This is a genomic window from Bacillus sp. ok061 (assembly GCF_900108285.1).
Lineage (GTDB): Bacteria > Bacillota > Bacilli > Bacillales > Bacillaceae_G > Bacillus_A > Bacillus_A thuringiensis_S.
This window is the reverse complement of the sequence record NZ_FNUW01000004.1, coordinates 119,812-145,742: the sequence shown is the minus strand read 5'-3', so window position 1 is coordinate 145,742 and position 25,931 is coordinate 119,812. Positions and strand designations below refer to the sequence as shown.

Below are 25,931 nucleotides of genomic sequence, written 5' to 3'. Positions count from 1 at the left end.
TCTTCAAAGTGAAGAGGGGGTTTTTATATTGATAGAAATGAGGGAGATTCGTGAAATTACTAGATTTATTATCAAAAGGAATTGTAATAGGTGATGGTGCGGTTGGGACGTTATTGCATTCACATGGTTTGCAAAGTAGCTTTGAAGAATTGAATGTATCTGATCCAGACTTAATTATATCGATTCATAAACAATATGTAGCTGCTGGAGCAGATGTAATTCAAACGAATACGTATGGGGCAAATGAGGCGAAATTACGTATGTATGGTTTAGAAAATCAAGTTACAGAAATTAATAGAGCGGCAGTAAAACTGGCGAAAGCATCTGTTACAGACAGAAATGCAATTTTAGGAACAATTGGTGGTATGAAACACATCGGAGCCGTTACAACGACTGATATGGAAAGGGAGTTTATGCTACTTGAACAGGCAGGGGCTTTACTAGAAGAACAGGTTGATGGATTACTATTAGAAACTTTTTACGATGAATTTGAATTACTTCATGCCGTTAAAGTATTGCGTAAGCAAACGAACATTCCAATTGTTGCTCAATTAGCGTTACATGAAGCAGGTACGACTCAAAATGGAAATGATGTCAATGAAATATTAAAGCAACTTATAGATTACGGTGCAAATGTTGTTGGATTGAATTGTCAACTAGGGCCGCTTCATATGACGGAAGCTTTCAAAATGATATCGATTCCGCAAAATGGCTATTTATCAGCATACCCAAATGCAGGTCTCCCGAATTATGTAGAGGGACGTTACGTATATGAGGGAAGTCCAGCTTATTTCGAAGCGATGACACCGAAATTTATTGAGCAAGGTATTCGGTTATTAGGTGGTTGTTGTGGCACGACTCCAGAACATATTGAAAGTATGAAACGTGCAATTGCAAATGTTACACCTGTAATAGAAAAGGATACGATTCAAAGACCGAAAGTAGTTCATACACACGAGAAACGTTCAAAAGCTCATGTCACATTAGCAGAGAAAGCAAAAAAACAAACGACAGTAGTAGTGGAATTAGATCCACCGAAAACATTAGATACGCAGCGATTTTTTGAAGGAGCAAGAGCATTGAAAAGAGCTGGGGCAGATGCTATTACTCTAGCAGATAATTCATTAGCATCGCCTCGCATCTCGAATATGGCAATGGGGGCATTATTAACGAAGCACGATATTCCGGTATTGACGCATTTAACGTGTAGAGATCATAACGTCATTGGACTACAGTCTCATTTATTAGGCTTATCGGCGTTAGGTATGGAAGAAGTGTTAGCTTTAACTGGTGATCCAGCACGCGTTGGTGATTTTCCAGGTGCCACTTCTGTATATGATTTGTCCTCTATTGAGCTCATTAAAATGATTAAAGAAATGAACGACGGACGCTCGATTTTAGGGAAATCAATAGGTCCAGCAACAAGGTTTTCAGTGGGAGGTGCGTTTAATCCGCATGTAAGACATTTAAAAGCAGCGGTTAAGCGGATGGAACGGAAAATAGATGCTGGAGCGGAATATTTCTTAACTCAGCCAATTTATGATATCGCGTTAATTGAAGAAGTGTATGAAGCGACAAAGCATTTGGAACAACCTATTTTTATTGGGATTATGCCATTAATAAGTAAAAGGAATGCAGATTTCCTTCATTTTGAGGTGCCGGGTATTACTCTACCTGAAGAAATAAGGGAGAGAATGGATGGACATGAAACGAAAGAGGCAGCAATTGAGGAAGGGATTCGCATTTCACAAGAATTGATCGATGTGGCGATGAAATATTTTAACGGCATTTATCTTATTACACCATTTCTAAAATATGAAATTACAGAACATCTTGTTAAATATGTGAGAGAAAAGCAAGAAGTGAAAGAAGGTATTAACTGATGAAATGTATAGAAGAAACATTACAAAATAACATCTTAATATTAGATGGTGCAATGGGAACAATGATCCAGCAAGAGGACTTAACTGCGGAAGATTTCGGAGGAGAAGAGTACGAAGGGTGTAATGAATATTTAGTAGAAACAAGACCTGATGTCATTTTAAAGATTCATAAAGCTTATATTGAAGCTGGAGCGGATATTATTGAAACAAATACATTTGGGGCAACGAATATTGTACTAAGTGATTATGAGCTGTCTCATTTAGATGAAGAACTAAATGAAAAGGCAGCACTTTTGGCGAAGCAAGCTGTTAAAGAAAGCGGGAAGGAAGTATATGTTGCGGGAGCGATGGGACCAACAACGAAAGCAATTAGTGTTACAGGTGGTGTGACTTTTGAAGAATTGATTGAGGCTTATACAAGGCAGGCACGAGGATTATTAAAAGGAGAAGTTGATGTATTACTCGTTGAGACGAGTCAAGATATGCGTAACGTGAAAGCAGCTTATATTGGAATTCAAGCCGCTTTTGAAGAAATGAAAAAAACGGTTCCTATTATGATTTCAGGAACGATTGAGCCAATGGGAACGACTCTGGCTGGGCAAACAATTGAAGCTTTTTATTTATCAGTAGAACATATGAAACCATTATCTGTTGGATTAAACTGTGCGACTGGTCCGGAGTTTATGAGGGACCATATTCGTTCACTATCTGATTTATCGGAGTGTTACATTTCTTGTTATCCAAATGCAGGTCTTCCTGATGAAGATGGACATTACCATGAATCTCCATCTTCTCTTGCTGAAAAGGTGAAACGATTTGCTGAAGAAGGATGGGTTAATATTATTGGTGGTTGTTGTGGCACGACACCAGAACATATAAAAGCAATGAAAGAAGCACTAGCATCTCTTAAGCCTCGTGACCATCATGAGAGAGAAGGACATGGAATTAGTGGATTGGAGGCACTGCAATACGATGAGTCTATGAGACCGTTATTTGTAGGTGAAAGAACGAATGTTATTGGATCACGTAAATTTAAACGATTAGTAGCAGAAGGGAAATTTGAAGAGGCTGCTGAAGTGGCAAGGGCGCAAGTGAAGAAAAATGCTCATATTATTGATATTTGTATGGCAGATCCTGATCGTGATGAAATAGAAGATATGGAGAAATTTTTGACAGAAGTTACGAAAGTGTTAAAAGTACCGATTATGATTGATTCAACGGATGAAAATGTTATGGCAAGAGCACTTACTTATATTCAAGGAAAAGCTGTTATCAACTCTATTAATTTAGAAGATGGAGAAGAGCGTTTTGAAAAGGTAACACCGCTTCTTCGTAAGTATGGTGCTGCAATTGTAGTTGGTACAATCGATGAAGATGGTATGGCAGTAAGTGCTGAAAGAAAATTAGAAATTGCAAAAAGAAGTTACGAATTATTAACTACGAAATATGGGATACGCCCGTCAGATATTATTTTTGATGCACTTGTGTTTCCAGTAGGGACAGGTGATGAAGAATATATTGGTTCAGCGGCAGCGACTATAGAAGGAATTCGCCTTATTAAAGAAGCGTTACCAGAGTGTTTAACGATTTTAGGTGTAAGTAACATATCATTTGGTTTACCACCAGCTGGACGTGAAGTATTGAATTCCGTCTTTTTATATCATGCTACGAAGGCTGGATTAGATTACGCGATTGTTAATACGGAAAAATTAGAACGCTATGCGTCGATTCCAGAGGAAGAAAAACACCTTGCAGATGCATTACTGTTTGAAACGACGAAAGAGACGTTAGAAGAATTTACAAACTTTTACCGAGTCGCTAAAAAGAAAGATGTCGTTGTGCAAGAAACGTTAACGCTTGATGAAAGACTAGCAAATTATATTGTAGAAGGTACGAAACAAGGATTACACGAGGATTTAAGTCTTGCACTTGAAGAAGGAAGAAAACCTCTTGATATTATTAACGGTCCGCTTATGACAGGGATGGACGAGGTAGGACGACTATTTAATAATAATGAACTTATTGTTGCTGAAGTATTGCAAAGTGCCGAAAGTATGAAAGCTGCTGTAAGCTATTTAGAGCCACATATGGAATCTAGTGATAGTGCGAAAAAAGGGAAAGTATTATTAGCAACTGTAAAAGGTGACGTGCATGATATTGGGAAAAATCTCGTTGAAATTATTTTAGCGAATAACGGATATGAGATTATTAATTTAGGAATTAATGTACGTTCGGATCGAATTGTTCAAGAAGTACAAGAAAAGAAGCCGGACATTATAGGCCTCTCAGGTTTATTAGTAAAATCAGCGCAACAAATGGTAACGACTGCTGAAGATTTAAAAGCAGCAAATATTGATGTTCCCATTGTTGTAGGTGGTGCAGCGTTAACGAGAAAGTTTACAGATAATCGGATTTCACCATCATATAAAGGGCTCGTTTGTTATGCGAGTGATGCAATGACGGGGCTCGATATTATTAATAAGCTTCAAAAAGAAGAAGAGCGTGAGAAGATGAAACAGGATAAGAAAGAACGGCATCTTCATATCGTAAAAAAAGAGGAGAAGAAAGTAGAAATTCCAGCAGTAATTGAGCCATTACCGAAGACTGAGGTTATCGTGCCTGATTCAACAAAACGAATTGTATTACGCGATATTCCCGCCCTTCATCTCGCTCCATTTTTAAATAGACAAATGCTACTTGGGCATCACCTTGGATTAAAAGGAAATGTGAAGAAGCTTTTGAAAGAGGGAGATAAGAGAGCGTATGAATTAAATGATTTAATAGATGAATTATTGCAAGAAGGACAATCTTGGTTAAAGCCAAAAGCAGTGTATCAATTTTTCCCAGCGCAAAGCGACGGACAAAACATTGTAATATATGATCCAGAAGATCATACGCGTGTTATAGAGCGTTTCACATTCCCTAGACAAGGAAAGGCCCCCTATCGTACTTTAGGCGATTATTTGCGCCCAATTGGAGATGAGATGGACTATGTTGCTTTCTTATCTGTTACGGTTGGGGAAGGAGTTCGGGACATTGCTGAAGAGTGGAAAGCGAAAGGTGATTACTTACGTAGTCATGCCATTCAATCGTTAGCGCTTGAATTAGCAGAAGGACTTGCTGAAAAAACACATATGCTCATTCGTGACCGCTGGGGCATTCCAGACTCACCTGAACTGACGATGGAAGAACGTTTCCGTACGAAATATAGGGGAATACGCGTGTCATTTGGTTACCCGGCGTGTCCAGAACTTGCAGATCAAGAAAAGCTATTTCGCTTAATTCATCCAGAGGAAATAGGTATTTCATTAACAGAAGGATTCATGATGGAGCCAGAAGCGTCCGTAACGGCTATGGTATTTTCTCACCCTGAGGCAAGATATTTTAGTGTATTATAGTCTAGAAGGGGGAGACGTATGAAGAAAATAGTCTTTACAGGTGGCGGTTCGGCAGGACATGTAACACCTAATTTAGCCATTATCCCACATTTACAGAAAGACAACTGGGATATCTCTTATATTGGTTCTCATCAAGGTATTGAGAAAACGATTATAGAAAAGGAAGGCATTCCCTACTATAGTATTTCGAGTGGAAAGCTACGTCGTTATTTTGATTTGAAAAATATAAAAGATCCTTTTCTTGTAATGAAGGGTGTTATGGATGCGTATGTAAGGATTCGAAAACTAAAACCAGATGTGATTTTTTCAAAAGGCGGTTTCGTATCTGTACCAGTCGTAATAGGAGGATGGCTAAATAGAGTACCAGTTTTATTACATGAATCTGATATGACGCCAGGACTAGCAAATAAAATTGCGCTTCGTTTTGCTTCGAAAATATTTGTTACATTTGAAGAAGCAGCGAAACATTTACCAAAAGAAAAAGTAATATATACGGGATCTCCTGTACGTGAAGAAGTGCTGAAGGGAAATCCTGAAACAGGTTTAGCATTTTTAGGTTTTTCACGTAAAAAGCCAGTTATTACGATTATGGGAGGCAGCTTGGGCGCGAAGAAAATTAATGATACGGCTCGAGAAGCATTACCAGAACTTCTTAAAAAGTATCAAATTGTTCACCTTTGCGGAAAAGGTAACCTTGATGAAAGTTTACAAAATAAAGAAGGATATAGACAATTTGAATATGTACATGGAGAACTGCCGGATATATTAGCGGTAACCGATTTTGTTATTTCACGCGCGGGCTCCAACGCAATTTTTGAATTTTTAACATTACAAAAGCCGATGGTTTTAATTCCATTATCGAAATTTGCAAGCCGTGGCGATCAAATATTAAATGCAGAGTCCTTTGAAAGGCAAGGGTATGCCTCCGTATTATATGAAGAAGATGTAACTGTAAAATCTCTGATAAAGTATGTCGAAGAATTGAATCAAAATAATGAGAAGTATAAAACAGTACTAAAAAAATATAATGGAAAAGAAGCAATTAAAACAATTATTCAAAATATTTCAGAGGCATGATGAAACAATCATGCCTCTTTTAGTAGGGTGAAAGATTCCAAGAATTGATATTTTTATGTTACAATAAAGTGAAACTTTAATCAGTTGGGTGCATCCCACATCTAACTTCTTTACTTTTACTGAAATTTGAGGAGGGAGTCTTACTGCCCTCAAATAGCGGGATAACAAATGGGTTAATAGGGAAATTCCAATTAATGAGGCGTGAAAATACGAATGGATTAGGAGTGACTGTGTTGGAGCTAAGTCTCTATGAAAATACTGCACTTATTATATGCTTTGTGTTGTACGTTGGTAGTGTTATTGTTTATATTTCAAGGAAATTTTCGCAAGAAAGAGGGCTTGAAAAGTCAGAGATAACAGCTGAACTAGAAATGTTAGCTGATGAAAGTTATAAAAAACAAAAAATAAAAGAAGACCATGAAGCATCCCATCATTTAAACGCAAATAAGTTTTAAAGATGGGGATTTTTTTTGAAGTTGTTCTTTATTATAGCTATAACAAATAACGCTAAAAAGGAGTTTCCCCATACATAATGAAGGAGTGTATATAAATGAATTTTTATATCGCCTCAGGTTTCCAAAATAAACATCTTGTACGTTCCGTAGCAAATGAACTGAAACATGCAGGATGGCATCATACATATGATTGGACCAAAAACGAAAGAGCAGCGAATCAAGAACAATTAAGAGAAATTGGTCAGGCAGAACAAAATGCTGTAAAAGAAGCGGATGTATTTTTACTTATATTAGATGGCGGAAACGGGAGCCATACAGAGTTTGGAATGGCGATTGCGCTAGAGAAAACTATATATGTATATCATGCAGGAAATCCGTTCCAAACAACGTTCTATCACTTGCCAGAAATAAATATTTTTGAAGGAGATGTAGCTGAGTTTGCATCTTATGTTATGAATCATGTGAAATAATAGTAACTACCTAAAAGGTTATAAAAGTGATCTTTTGGGTACAGTGATGATAAGAAACGTATATAAAGGAGTACATAATATGAAATTAGAAAATGGATGGGAAACGAGCTTTTTAGAAGTCGTACAAAATAGTGAATTTAAGAAAGAGGCACTTCTTAGTCAATTGCTTTGTCAGGATAGTGAAGAAGTAGAAGAGCTTGTGGATGATTACGGCTACGAAGAGCTTGTTGAACGCGAACATGATGATGAGTTAGCTGAAATTTTAGGAGAAGAACTTTTTAGTGAGATGGAACGACAAGTATTCTTATCTTCAAACCCAGAAGAAAAACTTATTTCATTCGTCAATGGATTAGGTTTTCATGTATTAGATTGGATCGTTCTTCTTGAAACAGAATTTGGAATTGATAGTGCAAACTTTACATCAGATGCTGTGAAGGTGTTAGAAAAGCGTTTCAGCCAGTTTCCATACATAGAGGATAAGACAATTTTTGATATGACATTTGGAGAATCGATGGATGTATTAGAATCTGTTACAGGATTACAACTAAAGGAAAAGATGAACGTATAATGAAAAAAGAACGTGATTGGATCACGTTCTTTTTTTACATAATAATAATTTTATCATCTAGTTTTGTCTGCCCGGTAAGAAGTGCGTTTAAATATTCCACTTTTCTTATACAAGCTTGTATATGTCTTTCAACTTCTTGTAACTCTGCTTGGTGATGTGTTTCAATTGGATGAATTTGTACGTTGAATTTTTCAAATTGACTACTATATGTTATTTCTGCATAGCCGCTCATAATATCGGTTTCGTTATGAAATAAAAATTGCCTCGTTTTGTCACAGAATGATACATCCTGAAAGCCATATACTTTTAATGCTTCAATTACTTTTTTTATCATTTTTGTATTCATTTTTTAACCCTCTTTACGAAGTTCTACTTTTATATTATAACATAAAAAATTACATAGAAAGCGCTTCCAAGTGTATTTTATTATAAACTTTACGTTTCAATCACAAAAATGAAACAAAGAAAAAATAATTGTAAAGAAGGAAGGACTCTTTTATTGTTTCGTCATATATATAGAGAAATAGTGCAATGAAAGGAAATTTTCCGAGGTGGAGATCGTATTTCCAATTTGAGCGCAGTAAAAGAGGTGAGAATCTTGAACTTTGATATTGTAGGACAAAAAGCATATATAAAAGATGGACCGCATCGGAACCGAATTGGAATTGTAAAGAAAAGCGAGACAAAATTAGCATCGCAGTTTGCTATTGTAATTGGAGAACAAATCATTGATGTAGAGCTAAAGGATATCGTGTTAGTTGGAGTAGACGTAGGACAATTTCATAAATGGTGCGAACAAAATGGTTATTTGTGAAAAGGACGGGCTGTGAGATAATGAAATATATTTGAGGAAAGAGAATATGTTATTGTATTCTCTTTTTCTATGTTTAAGGAGGCGAAAATGAAATATAAAGAACAGGAGTTTACGTTGGAGTTAAAAGAGAACATTCAATGTATGGAGAAGGAAATAGAGCGAATATTACTTAAACTGTATAAAGAGTATTCGCATTTATACATAGAAAAACATATGGAATTAGATATGGGATTTGCAAGAGAAAAAAAGAATCCCTTTGAGGTGGGTTATTATTCATCAGTCGCTATAGCTATATTAGATGAAGAAAAAGAGATAATTTAATTTCACAATATTCCAATTTAGAAATGCGAAAGAATCTTTTTAGGAATGCCAATTCAATCAAACATTTTTGGGAGTAAGAAAGTAGGGGAACTTGCTGATGAATCTTGTTATGAGATTGAGGAAGAGTTAAAAGAGCGATTAGAACAATACTTGAAGTGATAATTCTCAAGATAAAATCTATAAAGAGGGAACGGAATAAAAAAGACGCTAACATACAATTGTTAGCGTCTTTTTTCATTATGAAGCAATTTCACCAGTTTTTGTATCATCTTGATTGTACGTATCTTGATCTAATTCACCAAGCCATTTACTTGAAATAAGACCTGCTGTCATAGAACCACTTACGTTAAGAGCTGTACGGCCCATATCGATTAATGGCTCAACTGAGATAACTAGAGCAACAATACCGATTGGTAAGTTCATTGTAGATAGTACGATTAAAGCTGCGAATGTTGCACCGCCACCAACTCCGGCAACACCGAATGAGCTAATAGCGACGACAGCGATTAAAGTTAAAATAAATTGTGGTTGTAATGGATCAATTCCTACAGTTGGAGCGACCATCATTGCAAGCATTGCTGGATAAATACCTGCGCAACCGTTTTGTCCGATAGATACTCCAAATGAAGCTGCGAAGTTTGCAATTCCTTCGGAGATACCAAGCTTTTCTTTTTGAGCTTCAATATTTAATGGCATCGCACCAGCACTAGAGCGAGATGTGAATGCAAATGTTAATACAGGGAATACTTTTTTCAAATATTGAATTGGATTTAAACCAGACAGTGCGATTAATAATAAGTGAATGATAAACATTACGATAAGTGCTACATAAGAGGCTAACACGAAGTTACCAAGTTTTAAAATAGCATTTATATCGCTACCAGCAACTGTTTTTGCCATAAGAGCTAATACGCCGTATGGAGTAAGACGTAAAATTAATGTTACCATACGCATTACGATTGCATATACAGCATCAAGCATTTTCTTAAATAGCTCTGCTTGTTCTGGATATTTTCGTTTTACACCTATAAAGGCAATGCCGATAAAGGCTGCAAATATTACGACAGAAATTGTTGATGTTGGACGAGCGCCTGTTAAATCAAGAAACGGATTTGTAGGCAATAGCTCTAATAATTTATCTGGAATTGTTGTCTTTTCAATAGAAGTAAATCTTTCTTCAACTAGTTTCAGACGAGCAGATTCTGCATCACCTTGTTGCAGGCCTGTTGCAGATACATCAAATCCTGCACTTGCAGCGATACCGACAGCTGCAGCGATTCCTGTAGTGAGAATTAAAATTCCGATAATAAGACCACTAATTTTACCAAGATTTTTCGTTAACTGTAATTTTGTAAATGCTGAAATAATAGATACTAAAATAAGTGGCATAACGATCATTTGAAGTAATTTCACATAACCGTTACCGATTAAGCCAAACCAAGTATTTGATTCAATAATTACTTTAGAAGTTGGCTCATAAATAAATTGTAATATAAGACCGAATAAAATTCCGACTCCTAAAGCGGTAAATACACGTTTATTAAAAGATACATGCTTACGTTGCATATAATATAATACGCCAACTAAAATGAGCATGACTGCAACGTTAATTCCGACAAGCAGTGTATTCATGTTGATTCCCCCTAATTCCAATCTGTTATATAGAATATAAGTTAATAAAACCTATAAGTCAACTAGGAAATTCCGGAATTAAAAAAAAGATGGCAAAATGCCATCTTTTAATGTCCAGCCCCAGGCACAAGTAAGAATGTCGTGTAGTATGTAAATCCTATGAAGAAAACAGTCAAATATGCCCCGAATACGTATATATACATACGCTCTGTTAATTTTAAATAGCTTAAAAGTACGAAGAAGCCTGTTTGTCCTAAAAATAGTAGTGCAGCCTGTTGCATATCTCCTACGTAAAACATAACCGAGAAAATTCCAGTCCAAAAGCCGAGAACGCGAAACATGCGATCCATGCCATTTCCCTCCTTTTCTAGAAAAAGTAAAACCTCACCTCATTATAGTTTATTTTTCTTACTATTGTAAATATTCGTTCATATAAAAAGAAGCCAATTATTATTGGCTTCTTTTTATATGAGAAATTAAATTGTTAGTTTATAATTACAAGATTTACATCCATCTAATAGACTATCATTTCGAGTTAATTCCATGTTAGGGAATAGGATTTCAAAAATTCCTTTCATCATATCTCCGTGCATGTTACAAATTTCAGTTGGATGATGAACAGCAACTTCTTTAAATGGACAATTGTGTACATCATAGAAAATTTTTGTTCCATCTGCACTTAATTCAAATGCAGGTGATAAGCCAGCTGTTGAGAAAGCTTCTTTTGCAATTTGAACTTTTTGTTCTACTGTTAAAGCATCTTCACTCACATTTAAACGTTGCATATGTTGTTGCATTAATTCGGCCCCGAATTGTTTTCCTGTTTCGTATAGCGCTTTTTCACCAGCAGCGCCAAGACTAAGTAAAGAATTAAATGCTATTCTTGCTAACAATTGATAATCACGGAATGGAAATTGCAATTGAATAACATCTTCAGATAAGACATATAATCTGCTTGGTCTTCCGCCTTTTCCAGTTTTCTTCGTTTCCGATTTAAGCATATGAACATCTTCTAATTTAGATAAATGTAAACGCGCTACGTTTGGATGAATATCGAATTCATCTGCAATTTCTTGTACAGTTACGTAACTATGTTTTTGCGAAATATATTTATAAATGTAATAACGAGTTGGGTCAGCTAAAACACCTGTAATTTTTAAAGCTTGTTCCATGAGGATCTCCACCTTTATCACTTTATCCAAGATAATAACATTATAATACAGATAAACATGAGTATAGGTAATTTCAGACAATAATTCAGAAATTGTTCATAATTTCACAAACATATTTTTCCTTTTTGTTCTAGTGAAAATGCAAAATTCCAAATTTTTATTGTGCATGTTTTCATGCTATATACATAGTGAGGAGGGAAAAGTGATGAATGGGATTGAAATTTTTGCGAATACAATTTTAAAAGAAGCGTGTAGGGTACAAGCGTCAGATTTACATATTGTGCCCCGGCAGAAGGATGTAGCGGTGCAACTACGTATAGGAAAAGATTTAATGACGAGACAATGTATTGAAAAGGAGTTTGGAGAAAAACTTGTCTCACATTTTAAATTTTTAGCATCTATGGATATAGGAGAGAAACGGAAGCCACAGAATGGTTCGTTGTATTTGCAAATTGATGGACAAGAAGTGTATTTACGCCTTTCAACACTTCCAACAGTATATCAAGAAAGTCTCGTTATTCGCCTTCATTTACAAGCATCTGTTCAGCCCTTATCACATCTTTCGTTATTTCCAAGTACGGCAGCAAAACTACTCTCGTTTTTACGCTATTCACAGGGGCTACTCGTGTTTACTGGACCGACTGGTTCTGGGAAGACAACGACAATGTATGCATTATTAGAGGTAATTAGAAAAAAGAAAACACGTCGCATCATTACACTTGAAGATCCGGTTGAAAAAAGAAGTGACGATGTATTACAAATTCAAATAAATGAAAAAGCGGGTCTCACATATGAAACAGGATTAAAGGCTATTTTACGTCATGATCCAGATATTATTTTAGTCGGTGAAATCCGTGATGAAGAAACAGCAAAAATAGCTATAAGAGCAAGTTTAACAGGACATTTAGTAATGACAACGCTGCATACGAATGATGCGAAAGGAGCAATCATTCGTTTCATGGATTATGGTATAACGAGGCAAGAGATTGAACAGTCTTTATTGGCTGTAGCTGCACAGCGACTTGTCGAATTGAAATGTCCGTTTTGCAGAGGGAAGTGCTCAACTTTATGTAAATCAATGAGGCAAGTAAGGCAAGCAAGCATTTATGAGCTGCTATATGGGTATGAGTTAAAACAAGCGCTTAAAGAAGCGAATGGAGAATGTGTTACTTACAAACATGAGACTTTAGAATCGTCAATACGAAAAGGATATGCTTTAGGGTTTTTAGAAGATGATGTTTATGTTTAAGAAAACTTGGAGTTTAAGTAATCAAGTAGTATTGTTGAAACATTTAGGAGAATTATTAGAAAAAGGCTACTCTCTTTTACAAGCATTAGAATTTTTACAGTTTCAATTACCTGTAGAAAAGAAAGTACAATTGCAGCGCATGGTTGAGGGATTAAAAGATGGGAAAAGTCTACATGATTCTTTTCATCAGTTAAGGTTTCATCAGGACATGTTAAGTTATTTATTTTATGCCGAGCAACATGGTGATATTTCTTTCGCTTTGCAACAAGGAAGTGCACTTCTTTATAAGAAAGATAAGTATAGGAAAGACATGATGAAAATAATGCAGTATCCTATGTTTTTGGTGTTTTTTCTACTAATCATGCTTTTTATTTTCAACCTCATCTTATTACCTCAGGTTGAAATGGTTTATAGTTCGTTCGGTTCTAATACACCACTACTTACAGAACAAATTTTAAGTGCAATAAAAATGCTACCTTACATTATTTTAACCGCTATTGTAACTGTTATTATTGGATGTAGTTTATATATGTTGTATTTTAGGAAACTTCCACATATTAGACAGGTAAAAATCATGCATCGTATTCCCTTCATCAAAACATTTCTTATTTTAAAGCATTCACATTATTTCGCTACTCAGTTGAGTGGTTTATTAAATGGTGGACTATCAGTATGCGAAGCTTTAACAATAATGATGGAGCAAAGATATCATCCGTTCTTTCAATATGAAGCGAGCCGAATTGAAAGACAATTAATTGGAGGAGAACAGTTACAATCTATCATTGCTAAAAGTGGGTATTACGAGAAAGAACTTTCTTATGTTATTACGCATGGACAAGCAAACGGCAATTTAGCGATTGAATTAGGTGACTATAGCGATCTTATTATGGAAAAGATGGAACGGAAAATTAAACATATGTTAGTTATCATTCAGCCTATTTTATTTACATGTATTGGAGGAATCGTTGTCCTTATGTATTTAGCGATGATTATGCCGATGTTTCAAATGATGAATTCTATTTAGGAGGCATTTGTATGCAGAATGAGGAAGGATTTACTCTGTTAGAGATGCTATTAGTAATGGTTGTCATAACTATATTATTACTATTAATTATTCCGAATGTAGTTACACAGCGCTCATCGATCCAAGGAAAAGGGTGTGCAGCTTACGTGAAATCTATAGAAGCGCAAATACAAGTATATCAATTACAACATAATAAAATTCCATCGTTAAAAGAACTGACAGATGAAAAGTATATTACAATTGATAAGTGTCCGAATGGCGAATCTATTCATATTTCAGATGATGGCACAGTATCAATTAGGACATTGTGAAACAACAAGGGTTTACTTTTTTAGAGATGTTACTCGTTTTATTTGCTATTTCTGTATTGAGTATAGTTACGTATTTTAGTGTTCATTCCTTATACGAGCGACAAAAAGTTGAACAATTTTTGAGACAGTTTTCAAATGATATTTTGTATATGCAGCAATTAGCGATAAACCGTCAAAAGCACTATACATTACGTTGGCATAAAGATAGAAATTTGTATGCTATAAAAGAGTTAGGTACAAAGTATTATATCGTCAAGCGAGAGTATGAGGAAGATATACAAATTAATTTGCATACGTTTCCAAATCCGATGACATATAATCCAAGTGGAAATATTAATAGAGGTGGTACGATTATAATTTCGTATCGAAATTATAAATATGAAATTGTATTTCAGCTTGGAAGAGGGAGATTTACGTATCGTGAAATGTCAAAAAGGATCCATAATGGCTGAAATGATTGTATCGTTAAGTGTTTTAATGATGGCTGTATCGTTACTACTACCGCAAACAGTATTAGTTATGCAAGAAAGAAAAAATATACAAATTCGTTATAAGGCATCTGGGTTATTAAAAAAAGAAGCAGCTATATATATGTATGGAAATGAAGAAAGGCGAATAATAGAAAAGAATGTAAATGGAATTGTGTATTACACATATTGGGGAGGCAATGAAGTTTGTACCATATGGAGAGATGTGAAAGACAGAATGGTGGAACAATGCTTTTATGTAGGAGAAAAAATAAATTAGAATGTGGTTTTTCATTAATAGAAATGATTGTATGTCTGTTTCTATTATCAATATTTTTTTTGCTCTTTCCCCGCCTACATTTCATTGAAATCGAAAATAAACAGTCAAAAGGATTAAATGATTGGGAGTGGGATGTGTTTTTAGGTCAAACGCAATTGGAGTTTCGTGAAGTATCATCTGGAGAACAGCTAGCATTTGAAAATGGAGAAAGTATTTTAAGATTCCGATCGCGTAATGGGAGTGAAGTATCATATGAAAAAGAGAATAGTCGTCTTATAAGAAAGGTAAATAGGCGCGGGAGAGAAGTTGTTTTACAAAATATTGGAACGGTTTCTTACAAACTAACACCTCATATACTCATTATAAATGTGAAAGATACTAGTGGGAAAATATATGAAGGGGTAGTTATGCGATATAGTGAAATGGAAATGAATGTATGAGAGGGCAAAATGGGTTTACAATGCCTGGAACGATCATCTTTCTTATTTTATTAACTTCTTTTTTTATATACGAAACCAATATGTTGCTTACAGATAAAAATTTTTATATGGAAATAGAACAAAAGTTTTTACTGGATGAATTACTTAACCGATCTATTACAGATATAAAAAAAGACTTACAGCAAAAAGAAAAAGAAGGTGCATTTTTCTTTCAGTATGAAAAGGGAGAAGCGAGTGGGAATTATGTTTTTGAAAATGATTCAATTCTCGTTGCGTTGCAGTGCACACTCAAACAGGAAGCTTTCTATACGGTGAGTTTTCGGTATAGAAAAAAGGATGGGAAAATAGTGGATTGGATAGAAGGATAATATGTAAAATATATAGAGATCAACCAGGATTTTCTATTGTAAATTGAATTGATTTTTTAGAGGAAATGGATAAATATAATGATTAAAAGTTTAAATTTTCTCAAAAAAGAGAAAGGTAGAAAGAATATGATATATTCATGCTATCCAATCATTATTTTTAGGGAGAATAGGGAAATGACAAACAACAATCAAATAGATGAAAATAAGGAACAAACTATTTTTGATCATAAAGGAAATACGATTATGACAGAAGATAGAGAAATACACATTATTTCAAAATTCGAAGAACCTCTTATTGTCGTATTAGCAAATGTACTAAGTGATGAAGAGTGTGATGAATTGATTGAAATGTCTAAAAATAAAATGAAGCGTTCTAAAGTTGGTTCATCACGTGATGTAAATGATATTCGAACAAGTAGCGGTGCATTTTTGGAAGACAATGAACTTACTTCAAAGATTGAAAAACGAATTTCATCTATCATGAATGTTCCTGCGTCGCATGGAGAAGGGTTGCACATTTTAAATTATGAAGTGGATCAACAATATAAAGCACACTATGATTATTTTGCGGAACATAGTAGATCAGCTGTTAACAATCGTATTAGTACGCTTGTAATGTATTTAAATGATGTAGAAGAAGGCGGGGAAACGTACTTCCCGAAATTAAATCTTTCTGTACACCCTAGAAAGGGAATGGCAGTATACTTTGAGTATTTTTATCAAGATCAATCACTAAATGAGCTTACGTTACACGGAGGGGCACCTGTAACGAAAGGCGAGAAATGGATTGCAACGCAGTGGGTGAGAAGAGGTACTTATAAGTAAAAGCGAGTGTTACGTTTTGTTCTTCATAGTATAAGAACAAAACGTTTTTTTATTAAACAAAGTAGCATCTTTCGTTATAATAACAATTAATAAATGACGATTGAGAGGACAGAAAATGAAATCTATATACATAACCGGCTATATGGGAGCAGGGAAAACAACAATTGGAAAAGCATTAAGTAAAGAACTTCAAATGGATGTTGTAGATACTGATCAAAAAATCGAAGAGAAGCAAGAGAAGGCAATTCGAAATATTTTTGCCGAAGAAGGCGAAATGGCTTTTCGGGAATATGAAAGCGAAATGTTACGTTCGCTACCAGTCCATAATGTCATTATTACAACTGGTGGGGGAATTATTGAGCGAGCGGAAAATCGCAAGTGGATGAAAGAGAACGGAACTGTCGTGTATTTATATTGTGATCCGCATGTAATTGCAGAAAGGCTTCGTGAAGATACGACACGTCCACTATTTCAAAAGAAAGATATAGATGCATTTGTAACGAAATTTGAATCACGCCGAGCTTATTATGAAGAGGCTCATATTCATATCGATACGACAAATAAGTCTGTAAAGCAAATTATGAATGAATTAAAGGAAAAGATTAATGTATAAAAAAGTGGACATACTAATCAAGTAGAGGTGATGATAATATGTCTACTAATGATTATGTTCGCTTTGTGACGCAGCAGTTTGTGTCGTATATGGATGCTCCAAAAGAAGATCGAAAACAAAAGAAAGAACAACGCCGTGCTGAAAAAGAGCCATTTATGAATAAGTGGTTTGGTGTTATGCCGTTGAGTGCTGCTTTGTTTTATCGAAATGTAAAAAGTAAAAGAAAAAAATCAAGTTAAATTTTAGTCATATGTCTAGCAAAATAAAGATCCCCTAGTGTCGTAATACACTAGGGGATCTTCATTTACTGCACGGATCCTTGTTCTTCAGTAACGGCATGTATTTTATTGTTCACCCATACGAACCCTATTCCGATACAAATAGAAATGCCCCAGCCGACAGCGGTCATAATCGCTCTCATTTCACCATAGCCATCTACACCAAAAACAGAGATGAAATAAATTTTTAAAAAGCTTTTTAATATAAATTGCAGCCCGAAAAATAACGTTAAATATTGCAGTGCTGGATATATACGACTATCACGATAAAGCTCACGACTTTTATCGCGGTCATGGCCTTGCAGTGCGGCAATATCCGCAGCGAAATATAACATAAGTGGTTTTTTTATAAAAATTGTACAGATGACGATAATACCGAGTACGATGTGATAATATGCATCATTCCACAACATTCGTTCAGCTGACCCAGATAATAAATCTACCGTTGTATTAGAAATGAGTGTAATTAAAATAAAGAACCCTGTCACGTTAAACTGTTTTTCTTTTTTAAAGGTATACAGTGTATAAAGAATCCCGGGAACAGAGGAAAGTAACATCGCGTAATAAGGATCGATATAAGGTTTTGCAAATTTCCAAATGAGGAATGGGATTACGAGATAAAAGACAAGATCTAATATAGCTTTTTTATTTTGATTCATACAAAGCCTCCTTAAGTCATACATATATTTTATAATATAATTTCTGAAAATTGTATAAGGTTTAATGGGAAAAGAAAAAATATATCAATTTTCGAGGGGTTAGTAAATTGAAAAAAATTGCCCCTAGCGTAGTAAGTTTTTTTAGTATATAATAAAGGAAACGCTTTCATTTTTGATTTGTTCACAAAATGGACGGAAAATCACATATTTACTATCGATATGTTGCTTTATAATGAAACTAATTAAATATACATGCATACAATATTGTGAAATAAATAACATAAATAATTTATATAAATGTAAACGTTATCAAAAGAGAGAGGTGGAGACAATGAGTAAATTTTTCTTCAATCATAATCCAGCAACAGTAGAGGATGGAAGGCTTGTTAAATATGCTGAAATTATTTATGGAGAAGGTGGCCGTTCTGTATTAGAAAATTTAATGGTGAAGGCATCTATCAGGTTGCGTGATCGTTATCCGAATAAATCTGACGAGCAGATATCGAACCTAGTAAATAAAGGCATCCATGATATGTTTCAAAAATATGTGAGCGAGTAAGAGTAGCCGATGGCTGCTCTTATTTTTTTGCATAAGGATGGTGTCTCTAGCTGAAAATAAACATGTATTTTGAAAAACGTAAAAAGGAGTGGGAAAGATGAGCAATGGGATTGGACGTTCGAAAGAAAATCTTCCAACTGATGCAAATCATGTAAGCGCAAAGGATCGTGCGTATCAAAAACGTATGGCAAAGCAAAAACAACAAGAGCGTAATGAGGATAGAGAGTAACTCAAAATAAAGCTCCTTCTAAAGCAGAAGGAGCTTCTTCAAGATAGAAAATGATTCGCGGTAACATAAAAGAGTCCACCGTTAATAATTTGCACTGTAATACGTGGTTCATACTGTTCTTGCAGAGCTTGTTTTTCAATTTCATAGCTCTCAGGAAGTTCTTCACTTTCTTCATAAAAACGGTTTAAAAGGTCTAAATCATGATTCCAACGCACTCTTGCTTCTTTCGCCCACGTATGGTCATCTTCTGCAATTATATTTTTTAAAGTGTCTTCTATACGTTGTAAACCACTTTGAGGTTTAATGATGGGCGAGAGTGTAAAACAAAAATCAGGTATTTTTGGTGTGAGTTTAATGTTAGTTAATGTTTCATGAAAGTTTGCCATCATTGTTCCAGAAATGAGATGAATACCAATGGAGTGAAGGATGTCTTTTTTTCGATCACATTGATAGGAAACTTTTATATTAATACCAAGCCAAGGGTGGAGCGGTGTATGTGTTGCCCCATTATGTCTTACATCCTCATATAAACGTATGTAAGAGCCTAATTCTTTTGTCGTTTGGAAAATTTGATGTAGACGTGGTGAACCGTAGTGAATAAGCTCACCATCATTTTCTTCATTTTCTGGATTTGTAATAAGAGTAAGGCGCATCGGATTCGGTACGCCTCCTGTTTTCTCAAGATAGTGCCAATAAAAAGGACGATTCATTAATAATTTATCCATCTCAATTGTTAACTGTACATCTAATAAATGAGGAGAACGTTCTAAAATTTCGCAGTTATTCGCCTCAAAGAAATTGTATAAGTAATTATGAATTTCATGTTGCTGCATAGCCTTGCACCTCAGCTTCATTTCGTTTCGCAAAGTCTATAATAGATGTTAAGTTTTCCATCTTAATTCGGATTTCTCCTTCGCTTTTTGATTGCGCAAATATTTCTTGAATGTGCGCGTCGATGTTTTTCATATTAATTCTCGTTAAAATTTCATCAAGTTCACCGATAACGCGCTCAAATAAATTGATTTTTTCATATAATAATTTCAAAATATGTTCTTCAACAGTGTGCTTTGTAGCTAAGTTATAAATATGAACATCATTCTTTTGACCAAGGCGGTGAATACGTCCGATTCTTTGCTCGAGACGCATTGGATTCCATGGCAAATCATAATTGATCATATGGCTACAAAACTGTAAGTTAATCCCTTCACCACCAGCTTCAGTTGCAATTAATACTTGTGCGTGGTTTTGGAAAAGCTCCTTCATCCAATCTTTCTTCCCGCGTTTAAATCCGCCGCGGAATGGAACGGAAGAAATACCGTGTTGTTGTAAAAACCATTGTAAGTACATTTGTGACGCTCGATATTCTGTGAAGATAACGACTTTATCGTCAATTTCTTTTATAAGCTCAAGAGCTTTATTCGCTTTTGAATTGAAAGGAATATGATTAATTTTGTCCATTAGCACATCGATATGTGGATCTTTTATATAATGTTCATTTTCTTTCTGTCTTTTTTCTACATGCTTTTTCAATGAATAGTAAACAGCCTCACGACTACTGCACGCTTCCCGTTTTAAAGTTAACGATGAGAAAGCAGATGTGAAGGCGTCTTGTCCTCGCCAATTTTCGATATCATTATATAGAGCTTGTTCTTGTTCATTGAACTCAACAAAAATTGTACGTACATGTCTCTTCGGCCAATCGATACCGGTATTATGTCGTCTATTTCGCACCATTACTTTGTTAATGAGAGCTTTTAAGTCTTCATCTGATTCGGCTGAACGATTTTTGGAAGCGTAATATTCTTCAAAGTTGGATTGATTGCCTAAATGTCCTGGCTTTAATAAAGAAACAAGGTTAAAAATTTCATCAATCTTATTTTGAACAGGAGTAGCGGTTAGTAATAAACAAAACTTCTTTTTTAATCGTTGTGCAAATTCATAGTTTTTTGTTTTATTATTTTTCAGTTTATGTGCTTCATCGATAATAATAAGGTCATATTCTAAGTTCAACACGATATCGCGATGTGGTGAACGTTTCGCAGTATCAATTGATGATACGATTACGTCAGCTTGTTCCCACGAGTAGCTTTTCTTTTGTGCTACAGCGGGAATGAAAAACTTTGTATTTAGCTCGTATGCCCATTGTGATACGAGAGAAGCTGGGACAAGTATAAGTACCTTTTTCACAAGCCCGCGGACCATGTATTCTTTCAAAATAAGTCCAGCTTCAATTGTTTTTCCAAGACCTACTTCATCTGCTAGAATCGCTTTACCATTCATTTGTTCAATCACATTTTGAGCGACTTCTAATTGATGCGGAAGCGGCGTGAAATGGGATAAATGTTTTGGTGCTTGTAGTCCATCAAAAGTAGGAACAAGTAACGATTTTTCTGTTTCATAAGCTAAGTGATATAAATCCCAGTTTGTCCAAGGACCATCTTCATCAATTCTATTTAAAAAATTGTTTTGCCAAGTCCGATCTACGGAAATATCGACATTCATTACGACTCTCCCACCTTTTATAAACTAAAGTAATTATTTTTTAATGTATGATGATGTGCCTTAAAAGAAGGCATGATTATCGTTATTAAAGGCTATATGATAGACAATAATAAAGTATTAAATCTCAAAAGCTGTATTTATTGAGTTTTAACATAAAAAATTCTAAATTATTTTTTATGCTAGAATATTGATGAAATATAGCGAATGATGTTAGGATAATGGTGTGAAATGTGTGGAATCTTTCGTATTTTATCCAAGAAAGTGATTTTTTATTTACGCTTTCATAAAAAAATATAATGAGATTCCGTATATCCTATCTTTTCAGAATGAAAATGTTTAGAAAAGGGAAGCAACTTTTATTGATTTGTCAAAGCATAAGGGGGAGAGAGCATGATTACATTACAACGTACACCGTTATTTGATGTATACGCGAAGTATGGTGGGAAAACAATCGACTTCGGTGGTTGGGAATTACCAGTTCAATTTTCAAGCATTAAAGAAGAACACGAAGCTGTACGTACAGCGGCAGGTTTGTTCGATGTGTCTCATATGGGAGAAGTTGAAGTAAAAGGTGTAGATAGTTTAGCATTTTTACAACGTGTTGTTACAAATGACGTATCTACCTTAAAGGTAGGGGGCGCACAATATACAGCTATGTGCTACGAAAATGGTGGTACAGTAGATGATTTATTAATCTACAAACGTGGTGAAGAAGACTATTTATTAGTAATCAATGCATCAAATATAGAGAAAGATTACGAATGGTTAGCAAGTCATGTAATTGGCGATGCGACAGTAGTCAATGTTTCTAGTGAAGTTGCACAGCTTGCAATTCAAGGACCAAAAGCAGAAGGCATTTTACAAAAAGTTGTGTCAGAAGATTTGAAAGAAATTAAGTTCTTTAAATTTAAAAACAATATTCTTGTAGATGGAATTCCAGCACTTGTATCTCGTACAGGTTACACAGGTGAAGATGGATTCGAAATTTACTGTAAGAGTGAAGATGCTGCAAAACTTTGGGAGAAACTTCTTGAAGTTGGAGCAGAAGAGGGCTTAAAAGCATGTGGTTTAGGTGCTCGTGATACACTTCGATTCGAAGCAACATTACCACTTTATGGACAAGAATTATCAAAAGATATTACACCGATTGAGGCTGGAATTGGCTTTGCGGTAAAAACAAATAAAGAAGCAGACTTCTTTGGAAAAGCAACGTTAAAAGAGCAAAAAGAAAACGGTGCGCCTCGTAAATTAGTCGGCATCGAAGTAATCGAACGTGGAATTCCTCGTACGCATTACCCTGTATTTATTGGTGAAGAAAAAATTGGGGAAGTAACGAGTGGTACACAATCTCCAACGTTAAAGAAAAGCATTGGTTTAGCACTAATTGATGTAAAATACGCAGCAGTTGATACAGAAGTAGAAATTGAAATTCGTAATAAACGCGTCAAAGCAGTAGTTGTTCCAACACCATTTTACAAACGTTCAAAGTAACGGGGAGAGGGGTAGATTTCATGTTGCATCGTTATCTTCCAATGACAGAAGAAGACAAAAAAGAAATGTTACAAACGATCGGCGTTCAAACGATCGATGAATTATTCTCTGATATTCCAGAGAGTGTTCGTTTTAAAGGGGATTTAAAAATTAAAGAAGCAAAATCAGAGCCAGAGCTTTTAAAAGAGCTATCTCAAATGGCTAGTAAAAATGCTAACTTAAAAGAATACGCTTCTTTCTTAGGAGCAGGCGTATACGATCATTATGCTCCAGTAATTGTAGATCATGTTATTTCTCGCTCAGAATTTTATACAGCTTACACACCATACCAACCGGAAATTTCACAAGGGGAATTACAAGCAATCTTTGAATTCCAAACAATGATTTGTGAATTAACAGGAATGGATGTAGCAAACTCTTCTATGTATGACGGGGGTACAGCTTTAGCTGAAGCGGCAATGTTAGCAGCTGGCCATACTCGCAAAAAGAAAATTCTTGTATCTAGCGCGGTTCATCCAGAATCAAGAGCAGTACTTGAAACGTATGCAAAAGGTCAAAATCTTGAAGTTGTTGAAATTAATCATAAAGATGGTGTAACAGATTTAGACGTATTACAAAGTGAAGTAGATGATACAGTTGCTTGTGTAATCGTTCAATATCCAAACTTCTTCGGACAAGTTGAAAAATTAGCTGATATTGAAAAAATCGTTCATCAACAAAAATCATTATTTATCGTTTCTTCAAATCCATTATCATTAGGCGCATTAACACCACCAGGGAAATTTGGTGCTGATATTGTAATCGGTGATGCACAACCATTTGGTATCCCAACGCAGTTTGGTGGACCCCACTGTGGTTACTTTGCAACAACGAAAGCATTTATGCGTAAAATTCCAGGACGTCTTGTTGGACAAACTGTAGATTCAGATGGTAAACGTGGATTTGTATTAACGTTACAAGCACGTGAACAGCATATTCGCCGTGATAAAGCGACATCTAACATTTGTTCAAACCAAGCGTTAAATGCATTAGCAGCTTCTGTTGCAATGACGGCACTTGGCAAACAAGGTGTGAAAGAAATGGCACGTCAAAACATTTCTAAAGCACAATATGCAAAACGTCAATTTGAAGCGAAAGGCTTTACTGTAACATTTGCTGGACCATTCTTCAATGAGTTTGTTGTAGATTGCAAACGTCCAGTGAAAGAAGTAAACGATGCATTATTACAAAAGAATATTATCGGCGGTTACGATCTAGGCCGTGATTATAAAGAGCATGAAAACCATATGCTTGTAGCAGTAACTGAGCTTCGTACGAAAGAGGAAATTGACACACTTGTAAACGAAATGGGGGCTATCCAATGAAGAACCAAGACCAAGCACTTATCTTTGAAGTGACTAAAGCAGGACGCGTAGGATATAGCTTACCCAAATTAGATGTAGAAGAAGTGAAACTAGAAGATGTGTTTGAGAGCGATTATATTCGAGTAGAAGATGCAGAGCTACCAGAAGTATCTGAACTTGATATTATGCGCCACTATACAGCACTTTCAAACCGTAACCACGGTGTTGATTCTGGATTCTATCCACTTGGATCTTGTACGATGAAATATAATCCGAAAATTAATGAGAGTGTAGCTCGTTTCGCAGGATTTGCAAATATTCATCCACTGCAAGATGAAAAGACAGTACAAGGTGCAATGGAATTAATGTACGACTTACAAGAGCATTTAATCGAAATTACAGGTATGGATACTGTTACTTTACAACCAGCAGCTGGTGCACACGGAGAATGGACAGGTTTAATGTTAATTCGTGCATACCATGAAGCAAATGGTGACTTTAACCGTACGAAAGTAATTGTGCCTGACTCTGCTCACGGAACGAATCCAGCATCTGCAACTGTAGCTGGTTTTGAAACAATTACAGTAAAATCAAATGAAAATGGCCTTGTTGATTTAGAAGACTTAAAACGTGTTGTCAATGAAGAAACAGCAGCACTTATGTTAACAAATCCTAATACATTAGGTCTATTTGAAGAAAATATTTTAGAAATGGCAGAAATCGTCCATAATGCAGGCGGTAAATTATACTATGATGGTGCAAACTTAAATGCGGTATTAAGCCAAGCGCGCCCAGGAGATATGGGATTTGACGTTGTGCATTTAAACCTTCATAAAACATTTACAGGTCCGCATGGCGGCGGTGGTCCAGGTTCTGGTCCAGTAGGTGTGAAAGCTGATTTAATTCCGTACTTGCCAAAACCAATTTTAGAGAAAACGGAAAATGGCTACCACTTTAACTACGACCGTCCAGAAGCAATTGGACGCGTGAAACCATTCTATGGTAACTTCGGTATTAACGTTCGTGCATACACGTATATTCGCTCTATGGGTCCAGATGGACTACGTGCGGTAACTGAGTATGCTGTATTAAATGCGAACTATATGATGAGAAGATTAGCGCCATTCTACGATCTTCCATTCGATAGACATTGTAAGCATGAATTTGTATTATCAGGTCGTCGTCAAAAGAAACTTGGTGTACGTACATTAGATATTGCAAAACGTCTGCTTGATTTCGGTTACCATCCACCAACAATTTACTTCCCATTAAATGTGGAAGAATGTATTATGATTGAGCCGACAGAAACAGAATCAAAAGAAACATTAGATGGTTTCATTGATAAGATGATTCAAATCGCTAAAGAAGTAGAAGAAAATCCAGAAGTTGTACAAGAAGCACCGCATACGACAGTCATTAAACGTTTAGACGAAACGATGGCTGCACGTAAACCAGTTTTACGTTATGCAAAGCCAGCTCCTGTACAAGTTTGATTAGAATAAC

Annotated in this window: 30 protein-coding genes and 1 pseudogene; 23 read left to right on the top strand and 8 right to left on the bottom strand. The window is 35.4% G+C overall.

What is annotated here, in order from left to right; all coding sequences use genetic code 11:
• Positions 1–50: 50 nt before the first annotated feature.
• From C4S65_RS07690 to C4S65_RS07665, 6 genes are all read left to right on the top strand, one after another.
• Positions 51–1,883: a bifunctional homocysteine S-methyltransferase/methylenetetrahydrofolate reductase gene (locus C4S65_RS07690; RefSeq protein WP_000770355.1), complete on the top strand. Its 1,833-nt coding sequence runs from the start codon at positions 51–53 to the stop codon at positions 1,881–1,883.
• Positions 1,883–5,281 (top strand): methionine synthase, encoded by a 3,399-nt coding sequence (gene metH, locus C4S65_RS07685; RefSeq protein WP_098317859.1) that lies wholly within the window; start codon positions 1,883–1,885, stop codon positions 5,279–5,281. Before C4S65_RS07690 ends, metH begins: the two co-directional genes overlap by 1 nt.
• Positions 5,282–5,299: 18 nt before the next feature.
• On the top strand, positions 5,300–6,358 hold the full coding sequence (locus C4S65_RS07680) for an undecaprenyldiphospho-muramoylpentapeptide beta-N-acetylglucosaminyltransferase (protein WP_000724758.1): 1,059 nt from the start codon (positions 5,300–5,302) through the stop codon (positions 6,356–6,358).
• Between the two features lie 194 nt (positions 6,359–6,552).
• Positions 6,553–6,813 carry a DUF3966 domain-containing protein gene (locus C4S65_RS07675; protein ID WP_001250701.1) on the top strand — a complete coding sequence of 87 codons (261 nt, stop codon included), beginning with the start codon at positions 6,553–6,555 and terminating at the stop codon, positions 6,811–6,813.
• Positions 6,814–6,908: 95 nt separating this feature from the next.
• The gene (locus C4S65_RS07670) at positions 6,909–7,283 is read left to right on the top strand and encodes a nucleoside 2-deoxyribosyltransferase (RefSeq protein ID WP_001012346.1); all 375 of its coding nucleotides are present in this window, start codon (positions 6,909–6,911) and stop codon (positions 7,281–7,283) included.
• Between the two features lie 79 nt (positions 7,284–7,362).
• Positions 7,363–7,851 carry a hypothetical protein gene (locus C4S65_RS07665; protein WP_000764268.1) on the top strand — a complete coding sequence of 163 codons (489 nt, stop codon included), beginning with the start codon at positions 7,363–7,365 and terminating at the stop codon, positions 7,849–7,851.
• 34 nt (positions 7,852–7,885) lie between these two features.
• Here the strand turns inward: C4S65_RS07665 and C4S65_RS07660 are convergent, their stop codons facing one another.
• Positions 7,886–8,197: a hypothetical protein gene (locus C4S65_RS07660; protein ID WP_001093240.1), complete on the bottom strand. Its 312-nt coding sequence runs from the start codon at positions 8,195–8,197 to the stop codon at positions 7,886–7,888.
• Between the two features lie 252 nt (positions 8,198–8,449).
• On the opposite strand from C4S65_RS07660, the gene C4S65_RS07655 reads away from it, so the two are divergent.
• Both C4S65_RS07655 and C4S65_RS35105 read left to right on the top strand, forming a co-directional pair.
• Positions 8,450–8,665, top strand: a complete 216-nt coding sequence (locus C4S65_RS07655; RefSeq protein ID WP_001008333.1) for a DUF3912 family protein — start codon at positions 8,450–8,452, stop codon at positions 8,663–8,665.
• An 87-nt stretch (positions 8,666–8,752) separates the two neighbouring features.
• Positions 8,753–9,145, top strand: a pseudogene (locus C4S65_RS35105) (hypothetical protein).
• 78 nt (positions 9,146–9,223) lie between these two features.
• Here C4S65_RS35105 and C4S65_RS07645 read toward each other — a convergent pair.
• From C4S65_RS07645 to C4S65_RS07635, 3 genes are all read right to left on the bottom strand, one after another.
• Entirely contained in the window at positions 9,224–10,618 is a 1,395-nt protein-coding gene (locus C4S65_RS07645; RefSeq protein WP_001094344.1) for an L-cystine transporter, read from the bottom strand.
• 107 nt (positions 10,619–10,725) lie between these two features.
• The gene (locus C4S65_RS07640) at positions 10,726–10,968 is read right to left on the bottom strand and encodes a DUF2626 domain-containing protein (protein ID WP_000375619.1); all 243 of its coding nucleotides are present in this window, start codon (positions 10,966–10,968) and stop codon (positions 10,726–10,728) included.
• Positions 10,969–11,094: 126 nt separating this feature from the next.
• Positions 11,095–11,790 carry a helix-turn-helix domain-containing protein gene (locus C4S65_RS07635; RefSeq protein ID WP_000434108.1) on the bottom strand — a complete coding sequence of 232 codons (696 nt, stop codon included), beginning with the start codon at positions 11,788–11,790 and terminating at the stop codon, positions 11,095–11,097.
• Positions 11,791–11,995: 205 nt separating this feature from the next.
• Here C4S65_RS07635 and comGA point away from each other — a divergent pair, with 205 nt between their 5' ends.
• From comGA to C4S65_RS07585, 10 genes are all read left to right on the top strand, one after another.
• Entirely contained in the window at positions 11,996–13,039 is a 1,044-nt protein-coding gene (gene comGA, locus C4S65_RS07630) for a competence type IV pilus ATPase ComGA (RefSeq protein ID WP_001013181.1), read from the top strand.
• Positions 13,026–14,063, top strand: a complete 1,038-nt coding sequence (gene comGB, locus C4S65_RS07625; RefSeq protein WP_042973412.1) for a competence type IV pilus assembly protein ComGB — start codon at positions 13,026–13,028, stop codon at positions 14,061–14,063. Before comGA ends, comGB begins: the two co-directional genes overlap by 14 nt.
• Positions 14,064–14,074: 11 nt before the next feature.
• A complete protein-coding gene (comGC, locus tag C4S65_RS07620; protein WP_001178681.1) occupies positions 14,075–14,374 on the top strand; it encodes a competence type IV pilus major pilin ComGC in 300 nt (99 codons plus the stop codon).
• Positions 14,371–14,826 (top strand): competence type IV pilus minor pilin ComGD, encoded by a 456-nt coding sequence (gene comGD / locus C4S65_RS07615; RefSeq protein WP_042972675.1) that lies wholly within the window; start codon positions 14,371–14,373, stop codon positions 14,824–14,826. Before comGC ends, comGD begins: the two co-directional genes overlap by 4 nt.
• Complete coding sequence (locus C4S65_RS07610; RefSeq protein ID WP_000829466.1) at positions 14,819–15,121, top strand: hypothetical protein; 303 nt, start codon at positions 14,819–14,821, stop codon at positions 15,119–15,121. The genes comGD and C4S65_RS07610 overlap by 8 nt, the downstream gene beginning before the upstream one ends.
• Positions 15,091–15,561, top strand: a complete 471-nt coding sequence (gene comGF, locus C4S65_RS07605) for a competence type IV pilus minor pilin ComGF (protein WP_000923095.1) — start codon at positions 15,091–15,093, stop codon at positions 15,559–15,561. Before C4S65_RS07610 ends, comGF begins: the two co-directional genes overlap by 31 nt.
• Complete coding sequence (gene comGG / locus C4S65_RS07600; protein ID WP_001214887.1) at positions 15,558–15,929, top strand: competence type IV pilus minor pilin ComGG; 372 nt, start codon at positions 15,558–15,560, stop codon at positions 15,927–15,929. The genes comGF and comGG overlap by 4 nt, the downstream gene beginning before the upstream one ends.
• Positions 15,930–16,103: 174 nt before the next feature.
• Positions 16,104–16,754 (top strand): 2OG-Fe(II) oxygenase, encoded by a 651-nt coding sequence (locus tag C4S65_RS07595; protein ID WP_000183838.1) that lies wholly within the window; start codon positions 16,104–16,106, stop codon positions 16,752–16,754.
• Positions 16,755–16,869: 115 nt separating this feature from the next.
• Complete coding sequence (gene aroK, locus C4S65_RS07590) at positions 16,870–17,367, top strand: shikimate kinase AroK (RefSeq protein WP_000836655.1); 498 nt, start codon at positions 16,870–16,872, stop codon at positions 17,365–17,367.
• Positions 17,368–17,405: 38 nt separating this feature from the next.
• The gene (locus C4S65_RS07585; protein WP_000106083.1) at positions 17,406–17,606 is read left to right on the top strand and encodes a YqzE family protein; all 201 of its coding nucleotides are present in this window, start codon (positions 17,406–17,408) and stop codon (positions 17,604–17,606) included.
• 65 nt (positions 17,607–17,671) lie between these two features.
• Here the strand turns inward: C4S65_RS07585 and C4S65_RS07580 are convergent, their stop codons facing one another.
• Complete coding sequence (locus C4S65_RS07580; RefSeq protein WP_103945177.1) at positions 17,672–18,304, bottom strand: VC0807 family protein; 633 nt, start codon at positions 18,302–18,304, stop codon at positions 17,672–17,674.
• 141 nt (positions 18,305–18,445) lie between these two features.
• Entirely contained in the window at positions 18,446–18,562 is a 117-nt protein-coding gene (locus C4S65_RS07575) for a hypothetical protein (RefSeq protein WP_001987222.1), read from the bottom strand.
• A 73-nt stretch (positions 18,563–18,635) separates the two neighbouring features.
• Here C4S65_RS07575 and C4S65_RS07570 point away from each other — a divergent pair, with 73 nt between their 5' ends.
• Together C4S65_RS07570 and C4S65_RS35100 are read left to right on the top strand one after the other, a co-directional pair.
• The gene (locus C4S65_RS07570; protein ID WP_000032702.1) at positions 18,636–18,863 is read left to right on the top strand and encodes a hypothetical protein; all 228 of its coding nucleotides are present in this window, start codon (positions 18,636–18,638) and stop codon (positions 18,861–18,863) included.
• Positions 18,864–18,960: 97 nt separating this feature from the next.
• On the top strand, positions 18,961–19,092 hold the full coding sequence (locus C4S65_RS35100) for a hypothetical protein (protein ID WP_000064668.1): 132 nt from the start codon (positions 18,961–18,963) through the stop codon (positions 19,090–19,092).
• 38 nt (positions 19,093–19,130) lie between these two features.
• Here the strand turns inward: C4S65_RS35100 and C4S65_RS07560 are convergent, their stop codons facing one another.
• Both C4S65_RS07560 and C4S65_RS07555 read right to left on the bottom strand, forming a co-directional pair.
• The gene (locus tag C4S65_RS07560) at positions 19,131–19,925 is read right to left on the bottom strand and encodes a YqhG family protein (protein ID WP_086407240.1); all 795 of its coding nucleotides are present in this window, start codon (positions 19,923–19,925) and stop codon (positions 19,131–19,133) included.
• The gene (locus C4S65_RS07555) at positions 19,912–21,594 is read right to left on the bottom strand and encodes an SNF2-related protein (protein ID WP_001100037.1); all 1,683 of its coding nucleotides are present in this window, start codon (positions 21,592–21,594) and stop codon (positions 19,912–19,914) included. The genes C4S65_RS07560 and C4S65_RS07555 overlap by 14 nt, the downstream gene beginning before the upstream one ends.
• A gap of 390 nt (positions 21,595–21,984) precedes the next feature.
• Between C4S65_RS07555 and gcvT the strand changes: the two genes are divergently transcribed.
• Genes gcvT through gcvPB form a run of 3 tightly spaced genes read left to right on the top strand, consistent with a single transcriptional unit; the run spans position 21,985 to position 25,921 of the window.
• Positions 21,985–23,085, top strand: coding sequence for a glycine cleavage system aminomethyltransferase GcvT (gene gcvT / locus C4S65_RS07550; RefSeq protein ID WP_000631776.1), 1,101 nt, complete (start codon positions 21,985–21,987; stop codon positions 23,083–23,085).
• A 20-nt stretch (positions 23,086–23,105) separates the two neighbouring features.
• Entirely contained in the window at positions 23,106–24,449 is a 1,344-nt protein-coding gene (gcvPA, locus tag C4S65_RS07545) for an aminomethyl-transferring glycine dehydrogenase subunit 1 (protein WP_000903240.1), read from the top strand.
• Positions 24,446–25,921, top strand: coding sequence for an aminomethyl-transferring glycine dehydrogenase subunit 2 (gene gcvPB, locus C4S65_RS07540; protein WP_000795708.1), 1,476 nt, complete (start codon positions 24,446–24,448; stop codon positions 25,919–25,921). Before gcvPA ends, gcvPB begins: the two co-directional genes overlap by 4 nt.
• The last annotated feature ends 10 nt before the right edge of the window (positions 25,922–25,931 follow it).